We start from the raw sequence: 18,438 nt of genomic DNA on the forward strand, positions 1-18,438 counted from the left end.
CTGGTCACGAGCGCCTACTGTACCGGCGCGTGCCGTCCCCTCGTGTGCGCGGCACCGGTCAGCCAGTGCAGGTCGCGCCCGTGCGGGTGCGTGGTGGCCAGCGCACGTCCGTCCAGGCTGAGCACGAACCGACCGGGGGCCGCCTCCGGCACGTCGCGAACGCCCAGCTCGGTGCTCACCTGCGGACCTTCGAGGCCGATGCGGCGGACGTCCAGGCCGGTGAGCATGTCGGTGAGGACGGTGCGCTCCTCGCGGCCCAGGTACGCGGCCGCGGCGCTGTGCAGCACCACCACAGTGGCGTCCGGTTCGAACTGGCGCAGCCGGGACACCGCCGCGGGTACGTCGGCGGGGAACAGGCCCTGCGCCACCGGTGGTGGGGTGGCCCCTGCCCGGTCCAGGGCGGCCCGGAGCAGGCTCGCGCGGTCGGTGTGCTCCGGCCAGACCAGGCACTGCAGCCAGCGCCGCTGGTCGGCATCGCGCACGTCCACCGGTGCGGCGTCCAGGCCGAGCCGGGCGACGATCGGGGGCAGCTCCGTCGGTAGCGGCACGGGCCCGGTCACCTGGGTGCGCAGCCGCACCGGACCAGTGCCCAGCCGGGTGACGGCGCCGCTCTCGTCGGTCCACTCATACGCCCAGGTGTCCAGCAGCAGGCACAGGCCCGCGCTGGCGCCGAGCTCGAGCACCGCCAGCGGTCCGGGCAGCAGGGCGAGGGCGGGTAGCAGCACCGCACACCGGGTGGCCTCGTTGGTCTGGGTGGCGCGGGTGCGCATCAGCGCGTGCAGCGCCTCGGCGTGCTCGGCCAGGAACGTCAGGGCGGCGATCGGGTCCTCGACCGGTGCGTCGAACCAGCGCAAGGCGCCGAAGAACAGGTTCGGTTGCCGCTTCTGTCGGGGCAGGGTGTGCAGGAAGGCCAGTGCCGTCGGGTCGTCGGCGACGGCGTGGGCGAGCCGTTCGTAGGTCGGTGAGCTGCCGTGGGCCTCCAGCTGCGCCCAGCGGCGGTAGAAGGCGGCAGTGTCAGTCGCCTGGGTCTCCATTGGCGGTCACAGGCCGACAGCGGTCATCAGTGCGCCGAGCTCTCTGCCGCTGACCACCCGGGTGCGGCCCGGACGGAGGGTGCCCAGCCGGACCGGGCCCACCTGGGTGCGGCTCAGCCGGGTGACCGGGTGGCCGACGTGCTCCAGCAGCCGGCGCACGATCCGGTTCCTCCCTTCGTGCAGCACGATCTCCAGGATGGAGGCCTCGGCGCTGGTCTCCAGGATGGTGACGGCATCGGCCGCCACCGGGCCGTCGTCCAGCTCCACTCCGTCCATCAGGGTGCGGCGCAGCCCGCGTGGCACCCGGCCGGCCACCTGGGCGACATAGGTCTTGGCGATCTCGTAGGAAGGGTGGCTGAGCCGGTGCGCGAGCTCACCGTCGCCGGTGAGCAGGATCAGGCCGGTGGTCTCGGCGTCCAACCTGCCCACGTGGAACAGCCGCTCGGTGCGGTCGGCCACGTAGCGGGACAGGTCCGGGCGGCCCTGCTCGTCGGCCATCGTGGAGTACACCCCGGCCGGCTTGTGCAGGGCGAGGGTGACCACGCTGTCGTCGAGCTGCAGGCGCAGCCCGTCGACGTGGATGACGGCGGTGCGTGGGTCCACGCGTACGCCCTGCTCGCGGACCTGCACCCCGTCCACGGTGACCTTGCCGGCGGCGATCAGCGCCTCGCAGGCGCGTCGGGAACCGAGACCGGCACCGGCGAGCACCTTCTGCAGCCGGATCCCGTCCGGGTCGTGCACGTCGCGACCGGTGTTCACGTCCTCACTCTCCTTCGCCCGTGCCGTCGATGTCCTCGAGCGTATCGATGTCCGGCAGGTACGGGGCCAGCGGCGGCAGGTCGTCCAGGTGACGCAGCCCGAGGCGCTCCAGGAAGTAGCTGCTGGTGCGGTACAGCGTGGCGCCGCCGTCGGCGTCCTGACCGGCCTCCTCCACCAGTCCGCGGGTGAGCAGCGTACGCACCACGGAGTCCACGTTCACCCCGCGGATGGCGGAGATCCGGCCCCGGGAGACCGGCTGCCGGTAGGCGATCACCGCCAGCGTCTCCAGGGCGGCCTGGGTGAGTCTCGCCGTCTGCCCGTCCAGCACGAACTTCTCCACCGCCGGTGCGAATGCCGGTGCGGAGTAGAACCGCCACCCTCCGCCGGCCTCCCGCAGCTCCAGCCCGCGGGGTCGCGGTGAGGTGTCCAGCTCCTCGGCGAGGGCAGCCAGCGCGTCCGCCACCGCTGGCACCGGCACACCGAGCACTGTGGCGAGCTGCTCCGTCGCCAGCGGTGTCTCGGTGACCATGAGGATCGCCTCCACGGCACCGAGCAGCTCCTCACCTGCCCACGCAGGTTCCTCCGGGTCGGTCACTGGTCCTCCTCTGTCCGGGTCTGCTGACCGCCGTGGTCGTCGTAGTCGTCGTACTCCTCGCCCACGTCGATCTGCTCGTCCTGACCGCCGGTCCAGTGCACGCTCAGGTCACCGAGCGGCCCGGCCTGGTCGAAGGCGACCACCCCTTGGCGAAACAGCTCCAGCAGCGCCAGGAATCGGGCCACCACCACAGCGGTGGAACCGGCGTCGTCGGTGAGCGTGCGGAACGAGGCGCGGCGCAACCGGCGCAGCCGGCCGGCGATGTGTGCCGCCTGCTCCCGGACGCTGACCACGGGGGCGTGCAGGTGGGAGACGTCCACACCGGCAGGTTCCGGCCGGGGGGCGAGGGCTTTGGCGGCGAGCTGGGCCAGGTCCTCCGGGCCGATCTGCATCACCAGCTCGGGCAGCAGGGCTGCCAACCGGGGCTCCAGCGCCACCTGCCGCGGGAAGGAGCGCCCCGCCCGCTGCCAGGCGGTGTCCAGGTCGGCGGCGGCCTGCTTGAACGCGCGGTACTGCAGCAGCCGGGCAAAGAGCAGGTCGCGGGCCTCGAGCAGCTCCAGGTCCTCGGCGTCCTCCACGTCCCCGCGGGGCAGCAGCCGGGCAGCCTTGAGGTCCAGCAGCGTGGCGGCGATCACCAGGAACTCGCTCGCCTGGGACAGGTCCCAGGCCTCCTGGCCCCGGATGTGGGCGATGAAGTCGTCGGTGACCACGGCCAGTGCCACCTCGGTCACGTCCAGCTTGTGCTTGGCGATCAGGGAGAGCAGGAGGTCGAACGGGCCGGTGAAGTTCTCCAGCCGCACCTGGAACACCGGACGGTCGGAGACCGTCTCGGCTTCCTGCCCCTCCGCAGTGGCGACGTACGTGGCCGGGGCGGGTTCCGCCGTCACCGGCCCGGCCGGGGGTTGCTGGTCAGGCGACGTCGCCACGGTAGATGAGCTCGCGGGCCAGCTTGCGGTAGTGGTAGGCGCCCTGGTGGTTCGGGGCGAAGGACGTGATCGGTTCCGTAGCCACCGAGGCGTCCGGGAACTTCACCGACCGGGTGATCACCGTGTCGAACACCACATCACCGAAGTGGTCCCGCACCCGGGCGAGCACCTCGCGGGAGTGCAGGGTGCGCAGGTCCACCATGGTGGCCAGGATGCCGTCGGTGTGCAGCTTCGGGTTCAGCCTCGAGCGCACCTTGTCGATGGTCTCCACCAGCAGCGCCACCCCGCGAAGCGCGAAGAACTCGGTCTCCAACGGCACGATCACCCCGTGCGCGGCGGTCAGCGCGTTGATGGTGAGCAGACCGAGCGAGGGCTGGCAGTCGATGATGATCGCGTCGTAGTCGTCGGTGATGGGGCGCAGCACCCGGGCCAGCGCCTGCTCCCGGGCCACCTCACCGACGAGCTGCACCTCAGCGGCAGACAGGTCGATGTTCGCCGGGATGAGGTCCATCCCCTCCACAGCGGTCGGGTGGATCACCCGGTGCACGTCCGGCTCGGCTGCCATCAGCTCGGTGTAGATGGTGTCGTCCAGCTCGTGCGCAGCCACGCCGAGGCCGGCAGAGGCGGCGCCCTGCGGGTCGAAGTCGACGATCAGGACCTTGCGACCGTACTCGGCGAGGGCGGCGCCCAGGTTGATGGTGGTGGTGGTCTTGCCCACCCCGCCCTTCTGGTTGCACATGGCGATGACGCGGGCCGGCCCGTGACCGCTCAGCGGGGCCGGGACGGGGAAGTCACGGTCGGTGCGGGTGTCGGAGGCTTCGCTACTCACGCTGCCCACACTACTGGTCGTCGGCAGCGCTGCCCCGCCCAACACCCGCTGTACGGCCGTAGGCCCCGGCTGGGGAGCCGTAGGGTGGACGCTCATGAGCTTCTCCGTCCGTGCGTTGCACACCGCCGACCAGGGCGCCGCCCGGCGGCTCGGCCGGGAGGCGTTCGGCATGCCCGATGCCGCCCGCCCGGACCCGGAGCCTCCTGCCGACCGCCCGTGGCCCCGCCCGGGTACGCACGCTCTCGGTACGTTCCACGGTGCGCAGCTGGCGGCGAAGGCGGTAGCCCTCGACCTGGGCACCTGGGCCGCTGGGCACGAGCTACGCACCTGTGGTGTGGCCGGGGTGACTGTCGCGGCCGAGTACCGCGGCCAGGGTCTGACCCACCCGCTGCTGGTCGAGCTGCTCCGGGCCGCCGCCGACCGTGGGGACGTGCTCGCCACCCTGTTCGCTACCGCACCGGGGATCTATCGGCGGCTCGGTTTCGAGCTGGTCAGCACAGTGGACGAGGTGGTGGTGCCGGCCACTGCTGCTGCAGCGGTGCGCCCTGGTGGTCCGGTGCAGCTGCGGCGGGCCGAGCCGGCCGACGTTCCGGCGCTGCGGGCCTGCTACACCGCCTGGGCCCGGCAGCGGTACGGCCCGCTGACCCGCACCGGCGCCCTGGCCGACAGCGACGAGGCGCTGCTCGAAGGTTCCGATGCAGTCACCTTGGCCACAGATGCCGACGGGGAGGTACTCGGCTACGCCTGCTGGGACCGTGGCGGCATGGTTGCGCGGACGCTGACCATCACCGAGCTGGTCGGTCTGACCTCGGACGCCTACCGGGCGCTGTGGCGGATGGCGGGGGCGCTGGCGATGAAGGTGGACCAGGTGGTGCTGCACGCCCCGGCCGGGGACGTGGCCCGGCACTTCCTGCCGTCCAAGCACTGGCAGGTGGCGAGCCAGGAGCCCTACCTGCTGCGGGTGCTGGACCTCCCGGCGGCGCTGGCCGCCCGTGGCGGCTGCGGCAGCGGGCAGGTGTCGTTCACCGTGGCAGGCGATCCGCTCGGCCTGGTCGAGGGGTCCTACCAGGTGGTGGTCGACGGCGGAGCGTTGCGGTGCGAGCAGATCGCACCTCGTGAGGCTGGTCCGGTGCTCACCGTGAATGGGTTGTCCTTGCTGTTCGCGGGCGCTGCCAGGTGCGCGGACCTGCGCGTTCTGGGCCACCTCAGCGGAGGCGAGGCTGCCTCGGACCGAGCGCTGGAGGATCTGCTGAGCAGCCCGCCGTGGCAGCTGCGGGACACGTTCTGAGGCGACCTCAGCCCTCGGTGACGGGAATCTGCGCGATCGGTTCGAAGCCCGGTACCTCGAGGGTCAGCGCCTCCGGCTCGCTCTCGCCGCCCAGCGGACCGTATCGCGCGTTGAGGATCTGACCGGTGGGCGGGACGAACCGTTCTGCCTCAGGGTCGACCAGGCGCAGACCGTCGACGAAGTGCTGGTCGCCATCCAAGGAGAGGCTCTTGTGCTGTTCCGGGGAGAGCGACGTTTCCTCCGGCCAGGACAGCCGCACCCGCAGCAGGTAGCCGCTGCTGCCGGTGCGCTCCAGCTGCAGCACGTCCAGGGTGGCCCCCGAGGGCAGTCCCTCGGTGTGGGTGGAGGTGCTGGCGACCGGGTCGGGCTCGGCGGTCACGGCGGCGTCCAGCCCCTCGATCACGTCCTCCGGGATCAGCGGGACGGGTGCCCGAGCCGCGGGCACAGCGTCAATCCTGGCGCTTGACCTTCCCCGTGGGGGAAGCACCAGACTCGGCCTCGTGACCGAGCACCTGACCATCGGCGCGTTCGCCAGGCGAACCGGGCTGTCGTTGAAGGCGCTGCGCCGCTACGACGAGTCCGGGCTGCTGGTGCCCGACGCCGTGGACGAACGCACCGGTTACCGGTACTACTCCCCGGCACAGGTGAACCGCGCCCGGCAGATCAGCCTGCTCCGTCGGGTGGAGATGCCGTTGGCGCAGATCGCCGACCTGCTCGCGACCAGCGACCCGGTCGCAGCGAGCGAAACGCTGCTGGGCTGGTGGGCGGAGCAGGAGAGGCTGCTCACCCACCGGCGCGGAACTGTGGACTACCTGCTCGATCAGTGGCGTCGCGCCCCGGAGGAGCCGTTCCAGGTGGAGGTGCGGTCAGCGCCGGAGAGGACTCTGGCCACGATCACCTCCCGGGTGCTGCAGGCCGACCTGGTGGCCACCCTCGTGGAGAACGTGCACCGGCTTCGGGAGCACCTGACCGCGTCCGAGGCGGTGGTGACCGAGGAGTGGTGGGCGATCTACCACGGCGTCGTCTCCCCGGACAGCGACGGACCGCTGGAGGTGTGCGTACCGTTCGAGGGCCTGGTACCACCGGTCGGCCGGATCGCGATCCGGATCGAGGAGGGGCGCACCGAGGCGTACGCCCCGATCAGCGCCGCCCAGTGCTCCTACCCCCGCATCCTTCACGCCTACGATGCCGTGACCGACTGGGTACGTCGACACGGGGAGCCCACCGGTCCCCCGCGCGAGGTCTACCGGGTGCCCTGGCCCGAGGACCCGACCGCCTACGTGGCCGACATCGCCTTGCCCTACCGAGAGGCTCCCTGGTGACCCTGCTACGCGACCTACCTTCCGCCGTCGACCGCTGGACCCGGCACTCCGCCTACAGTGACCCGGGACCGTACGGCGACCTGCTGCGCGCCGTGGACCCGACCACCGAGGCGGTCTCCGCGACCGCTCGCAACCTCATCGCGCACTACCGCGGTGAGGCGCACCTCGTGCCGGCGAGCACGCGGGCGGACATCCACCTGCGATGGTTGGCCGACCAGCTCGCCACCGACCAGGACCGGCACCACACGCCGCTGACCGAACCACGCGCGCTGTCCGACCGGCTGCAGGGCTGCTGCCGGGACCACTCGCTGTTCTGCGTCGGCGCGCTCCGCGAGCACGGGGTGCCGGCGCGCACCCGGATCGGCTTCGCCGGCTACCTCAGCCCCGGCTTCCACCACGACCACGTCGTCGTCGAACGCCTGGACGGCACCCGGTGGGTGCGGTTCGACCCGGAGCTGGCCGCAGGTTTCACCGACGAGTTCGATGTGACCGACATGCCTACCGGGCCTTCCTCGCCGTTTCAGACGGCTGCCGAGGTGTGGCGCGAGCACCGCACCGGGCACCTGGACGTCACCCGCTACGGCGTGGACCTGACCATGGACGAGCCGCTGCGCGGGGCGCCGATCGTCGCCGCCTACGTGATCGGTGAGGTGGCCCACCGGCACGGCGACGAGCTGCTGCTCTGGGACGTGTGGGGCCAGTGCGCCGAGGACCCGACCGCGGATCCGGACCTGATCGACGACGTCGCGGCACTGCTGCTGGCGGCCGATGCGGAGGAACAGGCCGGAGAGCTGGACGGTCCCCGCGCGCGGGCGCTGGCCGACCGGTACGCCGCCGACGAGCGGCTGCACCCCGGAGCAGCCGTCTGGCAGCTCAGCCCGCTGCAGCCCGGCCGGGCGCCGGTGCAGGTGCCGTTGCGCTGACCGACCTCGGCCCGCGGGGCCGCAGCCGCTTCGTCATCGCTCCGGCACGCGGCTCCACACCTCCGCCTCGGCCAGGAACGCAGAGGAGGACGGACGCGATGGAGTACCGCTGCGGTGTACCTGGCCCGGCACCGGCTGCCCGCCGATGCTCAGCCGGCCGGTGCGGCACGGTGCGAGCACGAGCCGCAGACTGTGCGGCACGCTCCCGAGCGGGAACTCCTCCGTTGCCACCGCGCGCACGTCGAGCACGCCGGACAGCTGGACCTCCACGTCACCGGCCCGGGCGTGCATCCCCGCCGCGAGGTCGATCGCCAGCTCCACCGGCTCCCGCTGATAGTCCGGCGCCGGCCAGGGCAGCCCGTCCAGCTCCGGGAAGTGCCGGGTGAAGTCCTCGGCAAGCCACCGGGCGAGCGCGAGGTCGCTGCTCAGCACCCGCACCGTGTCCGGCTGCCAGAGCACCAGCGCCGTGCCGGCGCCATGCTGCCGGGACCAGTCCACCCGCCACACCGAGGCGTAGCCGGTGCACCCGCCATCGGCGTCGAACAGCTGCAGGCCCGGGTTGGCACCGACCAGCACCGGTCGGCGCAGGGCCGGGTCGTCGCCGCTCATCCGCGCGCCCGTGGGTGGCTCGCGGCGTAGACCTCTCGCAAGGTGTCCGGAGTGACCATCGTGTAGATCTGCGTAGTGGTGACCGAGGCGTGCCCGAGCAGCTCCTGGACCACGCGTACGTCGGCACCCCCGGCGAGCAGGTGGGTGGCGTAGGAGTGGCGCAGCGTGTGCGGGGAGATGTGTCCGCTCACCCCGCCGCGCTCGGCCGCTGCCTGCAGCACCGCCCAGGCGCTCTGCCGGCTGAGCGGGTTGCCCCGCTGGTTGAGGAACACGGCCGAGTTGCCGCGCCCGGACTGCGCCAGCACCGGCCGGGAGCGCACCAGGTAGGCCTCCAGAGCCTCCACGGCGAACCGCCCCACAGGCACGATGCGTTCTTTGCGGCCCTTGCCGAACAACCGCAGGCTCGGGTGCTGGGCGCCGATGTCCACGTCGTCCACGTCCAGGCCGACCGCCTCGGAGATCCGGGCACCGGTGCCGTAGAGCACCTCCACCAGGGCCCGGTCGCGCAGGCCCAGCACCCCCTCGGCCATCGAGGCTCCGGCGAGCAGCTTGTCCACCTCCTCCACGGCGATCGCCTTCGGCAGCCGCTTGGTGGTGCCCGGCGGGCGGACCGCTGCCGCAGGGTCGGTGTCCGTGTGCCCCTCGAGCGTGGCGAACCGGTGCCAACCGCGCACGGCGACCACAGCACGTGAGGTGGACGTCGGGGAGAGGGGATGCCCGCCGTCGGCGCCGGTACGGACCGCCTCCACGTAGGAGGCGACGTCCTCCTCGGTGACCTCGCCGAAGCCGGTGCGCCCCCGTCTGGCCAGGAACCGGGCGTAGCGCCGTAGATCGCGCCGGTAGGCGGCCAGCGTGTGCTCGGACAACCCACGCTCGACACCCAGGTGCGCCAGGTACTCGGTCAGCTCGACCTGGAACGGCGCCTCCGGGTCCTCCGGCGTCGGGTCAGCCATCGATCACCAAGGCAGGAACGGATCGATCGAGATCGCCACGAACACGATGGTCAGGTACATGATCGAGGCGTGGAACACCTTCATCGCACCCAGCTTGCGCGAGGTTCCAGCAGCGGTGCGGCGGTAGAGCTGGATGCAGGCCGCGCCGAACCAACCGCCGGCGGCCACCGCCACCACCGAGTAGAACCAGCCCATCTGGGCCACGGGGATGAGCACCAGGGTGCAGGCGACCATCGCAGCGGCGTAACCGATCATCTGCCGGGCGACCTTGGTGTCCGCAGCGACCACCGGCAGCATCGGCACGCCGGCCGCCGCATAGTCCTTCTTGAACTTCATCGACAGCGGCCAGTAGTGCGGCGGGGTCCAGAAGAAGATGATCCCGAACAGCAGGAACGGTGCCACGCCGAGCGACCCGGTGACCGCGGCCCAGCCGATCAGCACCGGCATGCAGCCGGCCGCCCCGCCCCAGACGATGTTCTGCCGGGTGTGTCGCTTCAGCAGCACGGTGTACCCGTAGGAGTACATCAGGTTCGCAGCGGCGGCGAGCGCGGCGGCCACCCAGTTCACCGTGAGCCACAGCCACACCACGGAGAACGCGCCGAGCAGCAGGGCGAACACCAACGCACCTCGCGGAGTGACCTCGCCGGTCACCAGCGGTCGCTTGCGGGTGCGGGCCATCACCGCGTCGATGTCCCTGTCGTAGTACATGTTGAACGTGTTCGCCGACCCCGCTGCAGCAGCACCACCGATCAGGGTGGCGATGATCAGCCACCAGGACGGGAACCCGCCAGCGGCGAGGATCATCGTGGGCACGGTGGTGATCAGCAGCAGCTCGATGATCCGCGGCTTGGTCAGCGCCACATAGGCGCGCAACCGGTTCCGCAGCGGTACCCGGTCCGCGGCGGCCCTGCTGGCGGACTCCGCTGCGGACAGTGGCACGTGGGGCACTGGGACTTCACTCTCCGTGGGCTCGGGTCGCGCCGGGTGCGGCGCGCGCTGACGGTCGGCACACCGTCCTGCCCAGTGTAGGCCGTCACCACAGGTGTCCATCCTGCGAATGGCCGCGCGACCGGTACCCCACGATTGAGTAGGGTTCTGTGCAGGACCTGCACAGGTCAGCACGCGAACACCGATCCATCGCGCCCGCGCCGTGGGCGCTAGGAACGCAGGAAGAAGGCCCCGTGAACGCTCCAGCCCCCAAGTCCGATGCCGTCGGGTGGACCGACGTCGACGTCAAGGCCGTCAACACCATCCGTGCCCTCGCGGCGGACGCCGTGGAGAAGACCGGGAACGGCCACCCCGGCGCCGCGATCTCGCTGGCCCCGCTGGCCTACCTGCTCTACCAGCAGACGATGCGGATCGACCCGGCGGACCCGGACTGGCTGGGCCGGGACCGGTTCGTGCTGTCGGCGGGCCACTCCTCGCTCACCCAGTACATCCAGCTCTACCTGTCCGGTTACGGCCTGGAGCTGTCCGACATCGAGGCGCTGCGCACCTGGGGCTCACTGACCCCCGGGCACCCTGAGGTCGGGCACACCAAGGGTGTGGAGACCACCACCGGACCGCTCGGCCAGGGCTTGGCCACCGCGGTGGGGATGGCGTTCGCCCAACGCCGGGTACGGGGTCTGCTCGACCCGGACGCCCCCGAAGGCACCTCCCCGTTCGACCACCGGGTGTACGTGATCGCCTCGGACGGCGACCTGCAGGAGGGCGTCTCCGCCGAGGCATCCTCGCTGGCCGGCACCCAAGAGCTGGGCAACCTCATCGTCTTCTGGGACGACAACCACATCTCCATCGAGGGCGACACGGACGTGGCGTTCACCGAAGACGTCCTCGCCCGCTACGACGCCTACGGCTGGCACACGCAGAGCGTGGACTGGACCGCTGGTGGGGAGTACCGGGAGGACGTGGACGCACTGGCCGCCGCGATCGAGGAGGCGAAGAAGGTCACCGACCGCCCTTCGTTCATCGCGTTGCGCACCATCATCGCCTGGCCCTCCCCCGGCAAGCAGGGCACCGGGGCAGCGCACGGCGCGAAGCTCGGTGCGGAAGAGGTGGCCGGTCTGAAGAAGGCCATCGGGTTCGACCCGGAGAAGCACTTCGACGTGGACCCGGCAGTGCTGGAGCACACCCGTTCGGTCATCGCCCGTGGCGCCGCTGCGCACCTGGAGTGGGACCGGGACTTCGAGAAGTGGGCGGCGGCCAACCCGGAACGGGCGGCGCTGCTGGAGCGGCTGCGTGCCAAGGAGCTGCCGGAGTCCTGGGCCAGTGCGCTGCCCCGGTTCGAAGCGGGCAAGGCGCTGGCCACCCGCGCCGCCTCCGGGCAGGTGCTCAATGCGCTCGCCCCGGTGCTGCCGGAGCTGTGGGGTGGGTCGGCAGACCTGGCCGGCTCGAACAACACCACGATGTCCGGGGAGCCGTCCTTCCTGCCGGCGGACCGGTCCACTGATGACTTCTCCGGCAACATCTACGGCCGCACGATGCACTTCGGCATCCGCGAGCACGCGATGGGGGCGATCGTCAACGGCATCGCCCTGGACGGCATCACCCGCCCGTACGGCGGCACCTTCTTCACCTTCAGCGACTACATGCGCGCGGCTGTGCGCCTGGCGGCGCTGATGCAGGCACCGTCGATCTATGTGTGGACGCACGACTCGATCGGTCTCGGGGAGGACGGACCCACGCACCAGCCGGTGGAGCACCTGGCTGCTTGCCGGGCGATCCCGGGGCTCGCCGTGGTCCGTCCGGCGGACGCGAACGAGACCGCGGCCGCGTGGCGTGCCGTGCTGGAGAACCGGGAGGGACCAGCCGGTCTGGTGCTCACCCGCCAGGGTGTGCCCACCTTCCCCCGCGGGGAGGAGGGGTTCGCCGAGGCGGACGGCGTCTCTCGGGGTGCGTACGTGCTGCTGGAGTCGTCCACTGCTACCCCGCAGGTGATCCTGATCGGCACCGGGTCGGAGGTGCAGCTCGCGGTCGAGGCACGCACCCAGCTGGAGGCAGAGGGGATCGGTACCCGCGTGGTGTCCGCCCCCTGCCTGGAGTGGTTCGACGCTCAGGACGAGACCTACCGGGAGCAGGTGCTGCCGGCCGCGGTCCGTGCACGGGTCAGCGTGGAGGCGGGGATCGCGATGCCCTGGTACCGCTACCTGGGTGAGGCCGGTCGCGCCGTCTCGCTGGAGCACTACGGCGCTTCGGCCGACTACAAGACGCTGTTCGAGCAGTTTGGCATCACCGCCGAAGCCACTGTGGCGGCGGCGAAGGAATCCATCGCGGCCGCCTCGGCCGCAGGCAGCGAAGGGAACTGACGATGACCAGCGCCACCCACGCACTCCAGCAGATCAGCGACGCCGGCGTCTCCATCTGGTTGGACGACCTGTCCCGAGAGGCCCTCACCTCCGGCGAGCTCGCTGGTCTGATCACGGACCGGAACGTCGTCGGCGTGACGACCAACCCGACCATCTTCGCCAAGGCGCTCTCGGAGGGTACTGCCTACGATGCACAGCTCGGTCAGCTGGCCGCAGCCGGTGCGGACACCGAAGAAGCAGTGCTCACCCTCACCACGGACGACGTGCGCAACGCCTGTGATGCGTTCGCCGACACGTTCCGCGCCACCGATGGTAAGGACGGGCGGGTGTCCATCGAGGTGGACCCGCGGCTGGCACGAGACACCCAAGGCACGATCGAGGCCGCGCACAAGCTGTGGAACACGGTCGACCGGCCGAACCTGTGCGTGAAGATCCCGGCGACGGTGGAGGGGTTGCCGGCGATCACCGCGGCCACGGCTGCCGGGATCAGCGTGAACGTGACGTTGATCTTCAGCCTGGACCGGTACCGGGCAGTCACCCAGGCGTACGTGGACGGCCTGGAGCAGGCGCACCAGGCTGGAATCGACCTGACCACGATCCGGTCGGTCGCCTCGGTGTTCCTCTCCCGGATCGACACCAAGGTCGACGACGCGCTCGAGGCGGTCGGCACCGACGAGGCGTTGGCACTGCGTGGCAAGGCGGCGATCGCTGGGGCTCGGCTGTGCTACCAGGTGTTCGAGGAGGTGTTCTCCACCCCGCGGTTCGCGGCCCTGGCTGCCGCAGGTGCGCACCGGCAGCGGCCGCTGTGGGCATCTACCGGTACGAAGAACCCGGACTACCCGGACACCATGTACGTGGACGAGCTGGTCGCTGCCGACGTGGTGAACACCATGCCGCACAAGACCCTGGACGCGGTCTACGACCACTCCCGGGCCACTGGGGCGGACACGGTGCACGGCACCTACGAAGCCTCCCGCGCCGTGCTCGATGACGTGGTCCGCGTCGGGGTACCGTACGAGAAGATCCTGGCCGACCTGGAGACCGCCGGTGTGGACTCCTTCGAGGCGAGCTGGGCCGAGCTGCTGCAGACGGTGACCCAGGGTCTGCAGGCCGCCGCAGAGAAGGGCTGACCGACCCGCATGCCGTCTGCCGCACGAGACAACCCGCTGCGCGACCCGGCCGACCGCCGTCTCCCCCGCATCGCCGGACCTGGCGGTCTGGTGCTGTTCGGGGTGACCGGTGACCTGTCCCGGAAGAAGCTGCTGCCCGCTGTCTACGACCTGTCCAACCGCGGTCTGCTGCCGCCCGGGTTTGGCCTGACCGGCTTCGCCCGGCGGGAGTGGGACGACGAGGACTTCCGCAAGATCGCCCACGATGCGATCCGGGAGAACTCCCGCACCCCGTTCGACGAGGGAGTCTGGGAACAGCTCTCGAAGGGTTTCCGGTTCGTCCAGGGCCAGTTCGGCGACGACGAATCCTTCGCCCGCCTGGCCGAGACCGTGGAGCGGCTGGACGTCGAGCGCGGCACCGGTGGCAACCACGCGTTCTACCTGTCCATCCCGCCCTCGCAGTTCCCGGTGGTGTGCCAGCAGCTGTCCGAGTCCGGGCTCTCCTCCCCCAAGCCGGGGACCTGGCGGCGGGTGGTGATCGAGAAGCCGTTCGGCCACGACCTGGTCTCGGCCCGGGAGCTGAACGACGTGGTGGAGAAGGTGTTTCCCCCGGACGCGGTGTTCCGCATCGACCACTACCTGGGCAAGGAGACGGTCCAGAACCTGCTGGCGCTGCGGTTCGCCAACCAGCTGTTCGAGCCGATCTGGAACGCCCACTACGTGGACCACGTGCAGATCACCATGGCTGAGGACATCGGCATCGGGTCGCGCGCCGGCTACTACGACGGCATCGGCGCCGCCCGGGACGTGATCCAGAACCACCTGCTCCAGCTGCTCGCACTGACTGCGATGGAGGAGCCGGTCTCCTTCGAGGCCGAAGCACTGCGCACGGAGAAGGAGAAGGTGCTCTCCGCCGTCCAGGTGCCGGTCGACCTGGAACGGCACGCCGCCCGCGGACAGTACACCGGCGGCTGGCAGGGTGGTGCGCAGGTGCAGGGCTACCTGGAGGAGGACGGTGTGCCGCCGGACTCGGTCACCGAGACCTACGCGGCGGTGCGGTTGGACGTGGATACCCGCCGGTGGGCCGAGGTGCCGTTCTACCTGCGCACCGGGAAGCGGCTGGGTCGGCGGGTCACCGAGATCGCGGTGGTGTTCAAGCGCGCGCCGCACCTGCCGTTCGACCTGAACGAGACCCAGGAGCTGGGCCAGAACGCGCTGGTGATCCGGGTGCAGCCGGACGAAGGGGTGACCATCCGGTTCGGGTCGAAGGTTCCCGGCACCGCGATGGAGGTCCGGGACGTCACGATGGACTTCGGCTACGGGCACGCGTTCACCGAGTCCTCTCCGGAGGCCTACGAGCGACTGCTGCTCGATGTGCTGCTCGGTGACCCGCCGCTGTTCCCGCACCAGCGGGAGGTGGAGCTGTCCTGGCAGATCCTGGATCCGATCATCAACCACTGGTACAGCAGCGGACGACCCGAGCCGTACCGCGCCGGTACCTGGGGGCCGGCTTCCGCCGACGCCATGCTCGGCCGGGACGGACGAACCTGGAGGCGACCGTGATCATCACGCTCGAGGACACCAGCACCGCCGAGATCGGCGCGCGGCTGGTCGACCTGCGCGAGGAGGGTGGCGTGGTGGCGCTCGGCCGGGTGCTCACCCTCGTGATCATCGCCACCGGGGACGAGGCCGAGACCGCGGTGGAGGCTGCCAACCGCGCCAGCCGGGAGCACCCGTGCCGGGTGATCGTCGTGGACCGGGCGAACGGTCGCGACGACGTCGCCCTGGACGCCGAGATCCGGATCGGCGCGGACGCTGGCGCTTCTGACGTGGTGGTGCTGCGACCCTCCGGCGGGGCACGTGCCGAGGTGGACACGCTGGTGATGCCGCTGCTGCTGCCAGACGCACCGATCGTGGTGTGGTGGCCGAGCCAGCCCCCGGAGGTGCTCGGAGCGGACCCACTGGGTGCGATGGCCTACCGGCGGATCAGCGACGTGGGCGAGTGCGAGGACGCGATCGAGCTGCTCGCCGGCCTGGGCGAGCGCTACACCGCCGGGGACACCGACCTGTCCTGGGCACGGACCACGCTCTGGCGCGGGATCACCGCCGCATCGCTGGACGGTGTCACCGGTCCGGTGCGCAACGTGACTGTGCGGGGGGCGGTGGCCCGTCCCTCCACCCACCTGTTCGCCGCGTGGCTGGCCGCCTACCTGGACGTGCCGACCGTGGTGGAGGCCGACCCGGTGGCCACGGCGATCACCGGAGTGGACCTGGAGCTGGCCGATGGGGTCATCTCGATGCGCCGCCCGGAGGGGTCGTCCGTGGTGACGATCAACCAACCGGGGCAGCCGGAGCACCAGATCGCGATGCCGAAACGACCGTTGGAGGACTGCTTGATGGAAGACCTGCGCCGTCTCGATCCCGACGAGGCGTACCGCAAGAGCCTGGTGGACGGCCTGCCGAGGGTTCAGGTCACCACGGCGGAGGCGGTCCGATGACCGGTGCTGAACGCGCAGTGGTGGTGCACCCGGACGCCGACACGCTGGCCCGTGCCACGGCCGCCCGCTTCCTGCTCGCGCTGGCCGATGCACAGTCACTGCGCCACCCGGTGCACGTGGCGATCACCGGCGGCACGATCGGCACCCAGGTGCTCGCCGAGATCGGCCGCTCGGACCTGCTCGGTGTGGTGGACTTCACCGGGGTGCACGTGTGGTGGATCGACGAACGGTTCGTACCCACAGGTGATCCGGATCGGAACGAGGGCCAGGCCGGCGAGGCGTTGCTGGCGCGGCTGCCCATCCCCGAGGAGAACGTGCACCGGATGCCTTCTAGCGAGGAGGCGAAGGATGTCGAGGCCGCTGCCCGGGCCTATGCTGAGCAGCTGGCGCGGTTCGCTCCCGAGGGAGCGCTGGCCCCGGAGCTGGACCTGGTGCTGCTCGGTATGGGCCCGGACGGTCATATCGCCTCGCTGTTCCCCGGCCAGGGCACTGTCTCCATCACGGACCGGGCGGTGATCGGGGTGCACGACTCCCCCAAGCCGCCGCCAGAGCGGATCTCGCTGACCCTGCCGGTGCTGAACAACACGCGGCAGACCTGGATCGTGGTGTCCGGCGCCGCCAAGGCGGAGCCGGTACGTCGCGCGCTCGAGGGGGCAGACCCGGACGACCTGCCCGTCGCGGCCGCTGCCGGCCGGGACGTGACCCTGTGGCTGGTGGATGCGGAGGCCGCCGGACAGGGCTGATGCTCCCGCGGGAGCACATCGGGTGGCCTCAGGCTGCGCGAGGTTCGGTCGTCTGCCGCTCCTCCCGCAGCTGCCGGTTCACCAGCAGCGTGGAGACGGCGTAGCCCAGGTTGAACGGGCGGCCGTCCATGGCGGTCAGGTCACCTGTGCAGCTGTCCTGGGTCCTCCCAGCGCTGACCGCGGCCGGTACTGTGCGCACCATCTGTCCGTCGGGTGCGTAGGTGCACAGTGTGCCGTCCGGGCCGCGGCGCAGGTCGAAGCCACCCTCGTGGTGGGCGCGATGGTGCTCCCCGCAGAGCAGCGCCATGTTCGCCAGCGTGGTCGGCCCACCGCGGACCCAGTGCCGCAGGTGGTGGGCGTGCAGGAAGCGGCGGCGCCCGCACCCCGGGAACACACAGCCCTGGTCGCGGTGCCACAGCGCCCGGAACAGGGCAGCGTTGGGCCGGCGGCTGCGGCGGCCGACGTCGATGGTGCGGCCGGGCCGTGGGCTGGACATCGACACCATCCCCTCCGCTGCTGCTCCCGCGGGAGCATCCTCGTGCAGGTGCATCACCACCCCGGTGTCACAGCACAGCCGCCTGGCGGTCTCCGCATGCAGGGCCGGTCCGAGCTCCAGATGGGTGTCGCCGCCGGCAGCGGCGGCCAGAGCGGTGAGCGTGGTGTGCAGCACCGTCTCGCTGCGCCGCGAGGCCCGCACGGGCTCGACGTCGCCGTTCGTGCCCGGGGACTGGACCTGCTCCTCCGCCTCGGCCTCCTCCGGCGCTGCGGCCACGTCGCTCTGTGCGCAGATGAGCACCAGGGCGTCCAGCAGGCTGTGGCCTGGCCGAGCGACCTCCTCCTCCACCGCCTGCACCGGATCCAGGTGCGCTGCGGCGTCACTGCTGGCCGCGGTACGTTCCAGGTAGTCCTGCGCGCGGCGCAGCGCCTCGAGGATCTCCGCACCGTCCTCCGGTGAGCTGCGCACGGAGAAGCACACCGACCCGTCCTCCTCGACCCGGTAGGACAGCCGACGGCGCCGGTGCCGGGCGTTGACGTCGTCGAGAGAGGCGCCGTTGCGGATGCCGGCGCACAGCCGGTCCAGCTGCACCGCACTGGCAGCCCTGGCCACCTGCACCAGCTCGTCCTCGTTCACCGCCGTGCCCACGCGTGTGATCGCCCGCACCTTGGAATAGCTGAGCCGACCGGCGGCGAACTCGGCCTGCGTCACGGGTAGGTCCCGCAGAGCGCGCGCGACTCGGACGTGCTCTCGTGCGGTGGAGCCGGACATACCGCACCGCCAGGAGAGCCAGTGCGCGCACGAGCACATGCCGACGTACTGGCGCCAGCCCTCCTGGGCGTCGAACTCCCCCAGCACCTGCAGGAAACGGCAGGTGTGCGCCGCGATCTCGGCGGCCAGCGTGCCGAGCTCCGCTGCCAGCTGGGCCAACGGCCGCACCTGCTCGGTCTCACCGGGGTGCTCGTCCACAGGGTGCCCCGTCGTCTGGCTCATGGTGCCTTCTCCCTCCACCTGCTCGAACGGTAGTTCCAGGCTAGAGCGAGGGTCTG

At 71.2% G+C, this 18,438-nt stretch carries 18 protein-coding genes; 8 read left to right on the forward strand and 10 right to left on the reverse strand.

What is annotated here, in order from left to right:
- Positions 1 to 14: 14 nt before the first annotated feature.
- The 5 genes from K338_RS0101365 to K338_RS0101385 are packed head-to-tail and all read right to left on the reverse strand — an operon-like array spanning position 15 to position 4,239.
- Positions 15 to 1,034 carry a DUF2332 domain-containing protein gene (locus K338_RS0101365; protein WP_022916390.1) on the reverse strand — a complete coding sequence of 340 codons (1,020 nt, stop codon included), beginning with the start codon at positions 1,032 to 1,034 and terminating at the stop codon, positions 15 to 17.
- Between the two features lie 6 nt (positions 1,035 to 1,040).
- Positions 1,041 to 1,793 (reverse strand): pseudouridine synthase, encoded by a 753-nt coding sequence (locus K338_RS0101370; RefSeq protein WP_022916391.1) that lies wholly within the window; start codon positions 1,791 to 1,793, stop codon positions 1,041 to 1,043.
- 4 nt (positions 1,794 to 1,797) lie between these two features.
- Positions 1,798 to 2,388 (reverse strand): SMC-Scp complex subunit ScpB, encoded by a 591-nt coding sequence (gene scpB, locus K338_RS19810; RefSeq protein ID WP_022916392.1) that lies wholly within the window; start codon positions 2,386 to 2,388, stop codon positions 1,798 to 1,800.
- Positions 2,385 to 3,314 carry a segregation and condensation protein A gene (locus K338_RS19815; RefSeq protein ID WP_022916393.1) on the reverse strand — a complete coding sequence of 310 codons (930 nt, stop codon included), beginning with the start codon at positions 3,312 to 3,314 and terminating at the stop codon, positions 2,385 to 2,387. Before K338_RS19815 ends, scpB begins: the two co-directional genes overlap by 4 nt.
- Positions 3,298 to 4,239, reverse strand: coding sequence for a ParA family protein (locus K338_RS0101385; RefSeq protein WP_084480473.1), 942 nt, complete (start codon positions 4,237 to 4,239; stop codon positions 3,298 to 3,300). Before K338_RS0101385 ends, K338_RS19815 begins: the two co-directional genes overlap by 17 nt.
- On the opposite strand from K338_RS0101385, the gene K338_RS0101390 reads away from it, so the two are divergent.
- Positions 4,238 to 5,431, forward strand: coding sequence for a GNAT family N-acetyltransferase (locus K338_RS0101390; protein WP_022916395.1), 1,194 nt, complete (start codon positions 4,238 to 4,240; stop codon positions 5,429 to 5,431). The two genes, K338_RS0101385 and K338_RS0101390, sit on opposite strands and share 2 nt — an antisense overlap.
- A gap of 7 nt (positions 5,432 to 5,438) precedes the next feature.
- On the opposite strand, the gene K338_RS25780 is transcribed toward K338_RS0101390, so the two are convergent.
- Positions 5,439 to 5,876, reverse strand: a complete 438-nt coding sequence (locus K338_RS25780) for a hypothetical protein (protein WP_022916396.1) — start codon at positions 5,874 to 5,876, stop codon at positions 5,439 to 5,441.
- 55 nt (positions 5,877 to 5,931) lie between these two features.
- Here K338_RS25780 and K338_RS0101400 point away from each other — a divergent pair, with 55 nt between their 5' ends.
- Positions 5,932 to 6,753 (forward strand): MerR family transcriptional regulator, encoded by an 822-nt coding sequence (locus K338_RS0101400; protein WP_022916397.1) that lies wholly within the window; start codon positions 5,932 to 5,934, stop codon positions 6,751 to 6,753.
- Complete coding sequence (locus tag K338_RS19820) at positions 6,750 to 7,676, forward strand: transglutaminase-like domain-containing protein (protein WP_022916398.1); 927 nt, start codon at positions 6,750 to 6,752, stop codon at positions 7,674 to 7,676. The genes K338_RS0101400 and K338_RS19820 overlap by 4 nt, the downstream gene beginning before the upstream one ends.
- A 33-nt stretch (positions 7,677 to 7,709) precedes the next feature.
- Here the strand turns inward: K338_RS19820 and K338_RS0101410 are convergent, their stop codons facing one another.
- Genes K338_RS0101410 through K338_RS0101420 form a run of 3 tightly spaced genes read right to left on the reverse strand, consistent with a single transcriptional unit; the run spans position 7,710 to position 10,171 of the window.
- On the reverse strand, positions 7,710 to 8,285 hold the full coding sequence (locus K338_RS0101410) for a hypothetical protein (RefSeq protein WP_022916399.1): 576 nt from the start codon (positions 8,283 to 8,285) through the stop codon (positions 7,710 to 7,712).
- Positions 8,282 to 9,238 (reverse strand): site-specific tyrosine recombinase XerD, encoded by a 957-nt coding sequence (locus K338_RS0101415; RefSeq protein WP_022916400.1) that lies wholly within the window; start codon positions 9,236 to 9,238, stop codon positions 8,282 to 8,284. The genes K338_RS0101410 and K338_RS0101415 overlap by 4 nt, the downstream gene beginning before the upstream one ends.
- A 3-nt stretch (positions 9,239 to 9,241) precedes the next feature.
- A complete protein-coding gene (locus tag K338_RS0101420) occupies positions 9,242 to 10,171 on the reverse strand; it encodes a heme o synthase (protein WP_423817696.1) in 930 nt (309 codons plus the stop codon).
- A gap of 248 nt (positions 10,172 to 10,419) precedes the next feature.
- On the opposite strand from K338_RS0101420, the gene tkt reads away from it, so the two are divergent.
- The 5 genes from tkt to pgl are packed head-to-tail and all read left to right on the forward strand — an operon-like array spanning position 10,420 to position 16,893.
- A complete protein-coding gene (gene tkt / locus K338_RS19825) occupies positions 10,420 to 12,543 on the forward strand; it encodes a transketolase (protein ID WP_022916402.1) in 2,124 nt (707 codons plus the stop codon).
- Between the two features lie 2 nt (positions 12,544 to 12,545).
- Entirely contained in the window at positions 12,546 to 13,673 is a 1,128-nt protein-coding gene (gene tal, locus K338_RS0101430) for a transaldolase (protein ID WP_022916403.1), read from the forward strand.
- A gap of 9 nt (positions 13,674 to 13,682) precedes the next feature.
- Positions 13,683 to 15,215 carry a glucose-6-phosphate dehydrogenase gene (gene zwf / locus K338_RS0101435; protein ID WP_022916404.1) on the forward strand — a complete coding sequence of 511 codons (1,533 nt, stop codon included), beginning with the start codon at positions 13,683 to 13,685 and terminating at the stop codon, positions 15,213 to 15,215.
- Positions 15,212 to 16,150, forward strand: coding sequence for a glucose-6-phosphate dehydrogenase assembly protein OpcA (locus tag K338_RS0101440; protein ID WP_022916405.1), 939 nt, complete (start codon positions 15,212 to 15,214; stop codon positions 16,148 to 16,150). The genes zwf and K338_RS0101440 overlap by 4 nt, the downstream gene beginning before the upstream one ends.
- Entirely contained in the window at positions 16,147 to 16,893 is a 747-nt protein-coding gene (pgl, locus tag K338_RS0101445) for a 6-phosphogluconolactonase (RefSeq protein WP_022916406.1), read from the forward strand. Before K338_RS0101440 ends, pgl begins: the two co-directional genes overlap by 4 nt.
- Positions 16,894 to 16,921: 28 nt before the next feature.
- Here pgl and K338_RS0101450 read toward each other — a convergent pair whose 3' ends face one another.
- Positions 16,922 to 18,382: an HNH endonuclease signature motif containing protein gene (locus tag K338_RS0101450; protein ID WP_022916407.1), complete on the reverse strand. Its 1,461-nt coding sequence runs from the start codon at positions 18,380 to 18,382 to the stop codon at positions 16,922 to 16,924.
- Between the last annotated feature and the right edge of the window lie 56 nt (positions 18,383 to 18,438).

Source organism: Ruania albidiflava DSM 18029 (assembly GCF_000421225.1).
Taxonomy (GTDB): domain Bacteria; phylum Actinomycetota; class Actinomycetes; order Actinomycetales; family Beutenbergiaceae; genus Ruania; species Ruania albidiflava.

Coding starts and splice junctions, on each gene's coding strand:
- pgl (WP_022916406.1), top strand. CDS start 16,147: ATGACCGGTGCTGAACGCGCAGTGGTGGTGCACCCGGACGCCGACACG.
- K338_RS0101385 (WP_084480473.1), bottom strand. CDS start 4,239: ATGAGCGTCCACCCTACGGCTCCCCAGCCGGGGCCTACGGCCGTACAG.
- tal (WP_022916403.1), top strand. CDS start 12,546: ATGACCAGCGCCACCCACGCACTCCAGCAGATCAGCGACGCCGGCGTC.
- K338_RS0101410 (WP_022916399.1), bottom strand. CDS start 8,285: ATGAGCGGCGACGACCCGGCCCTGCGCCGACCGGTGCTGGTCGGTGCC.
- K338_RS0101415 (WP_022916400.1), bottom strand. CDS start 9,238: ATGGCTGACCCGACGCCGGAGGACCCGGAGGCGCCGTTCCAGGTCGAG.
- K338_RS0101450 (WP_022916407.1), bottom strand. CDS start 18,382: ATGAGCCAGACGACGGGGCACCCTGTGGACGAGCACCCCGGTGAGACC.
- zwf (WP_022916404.1), top strand. CDS start 13,683: ATGCCGTCTGCCGCACGAGACAACCCGCTGCGCGACCCGGCCGACCGC.
- K338_RS0101365 (WP_022916390.1), bottom strand. CDS start 1,034: ATGGAGACCCAGGCGACTGACACTGCCGCCTTCTACCGCCGCTGGGCG.
- K338_RS0101390 (WP_022916395.1), top strand. CDS start 4,238: ATGAGCTTCTCCGTCCGTGCGTTGCACACCGCCGACCAGGGCGCCGCC.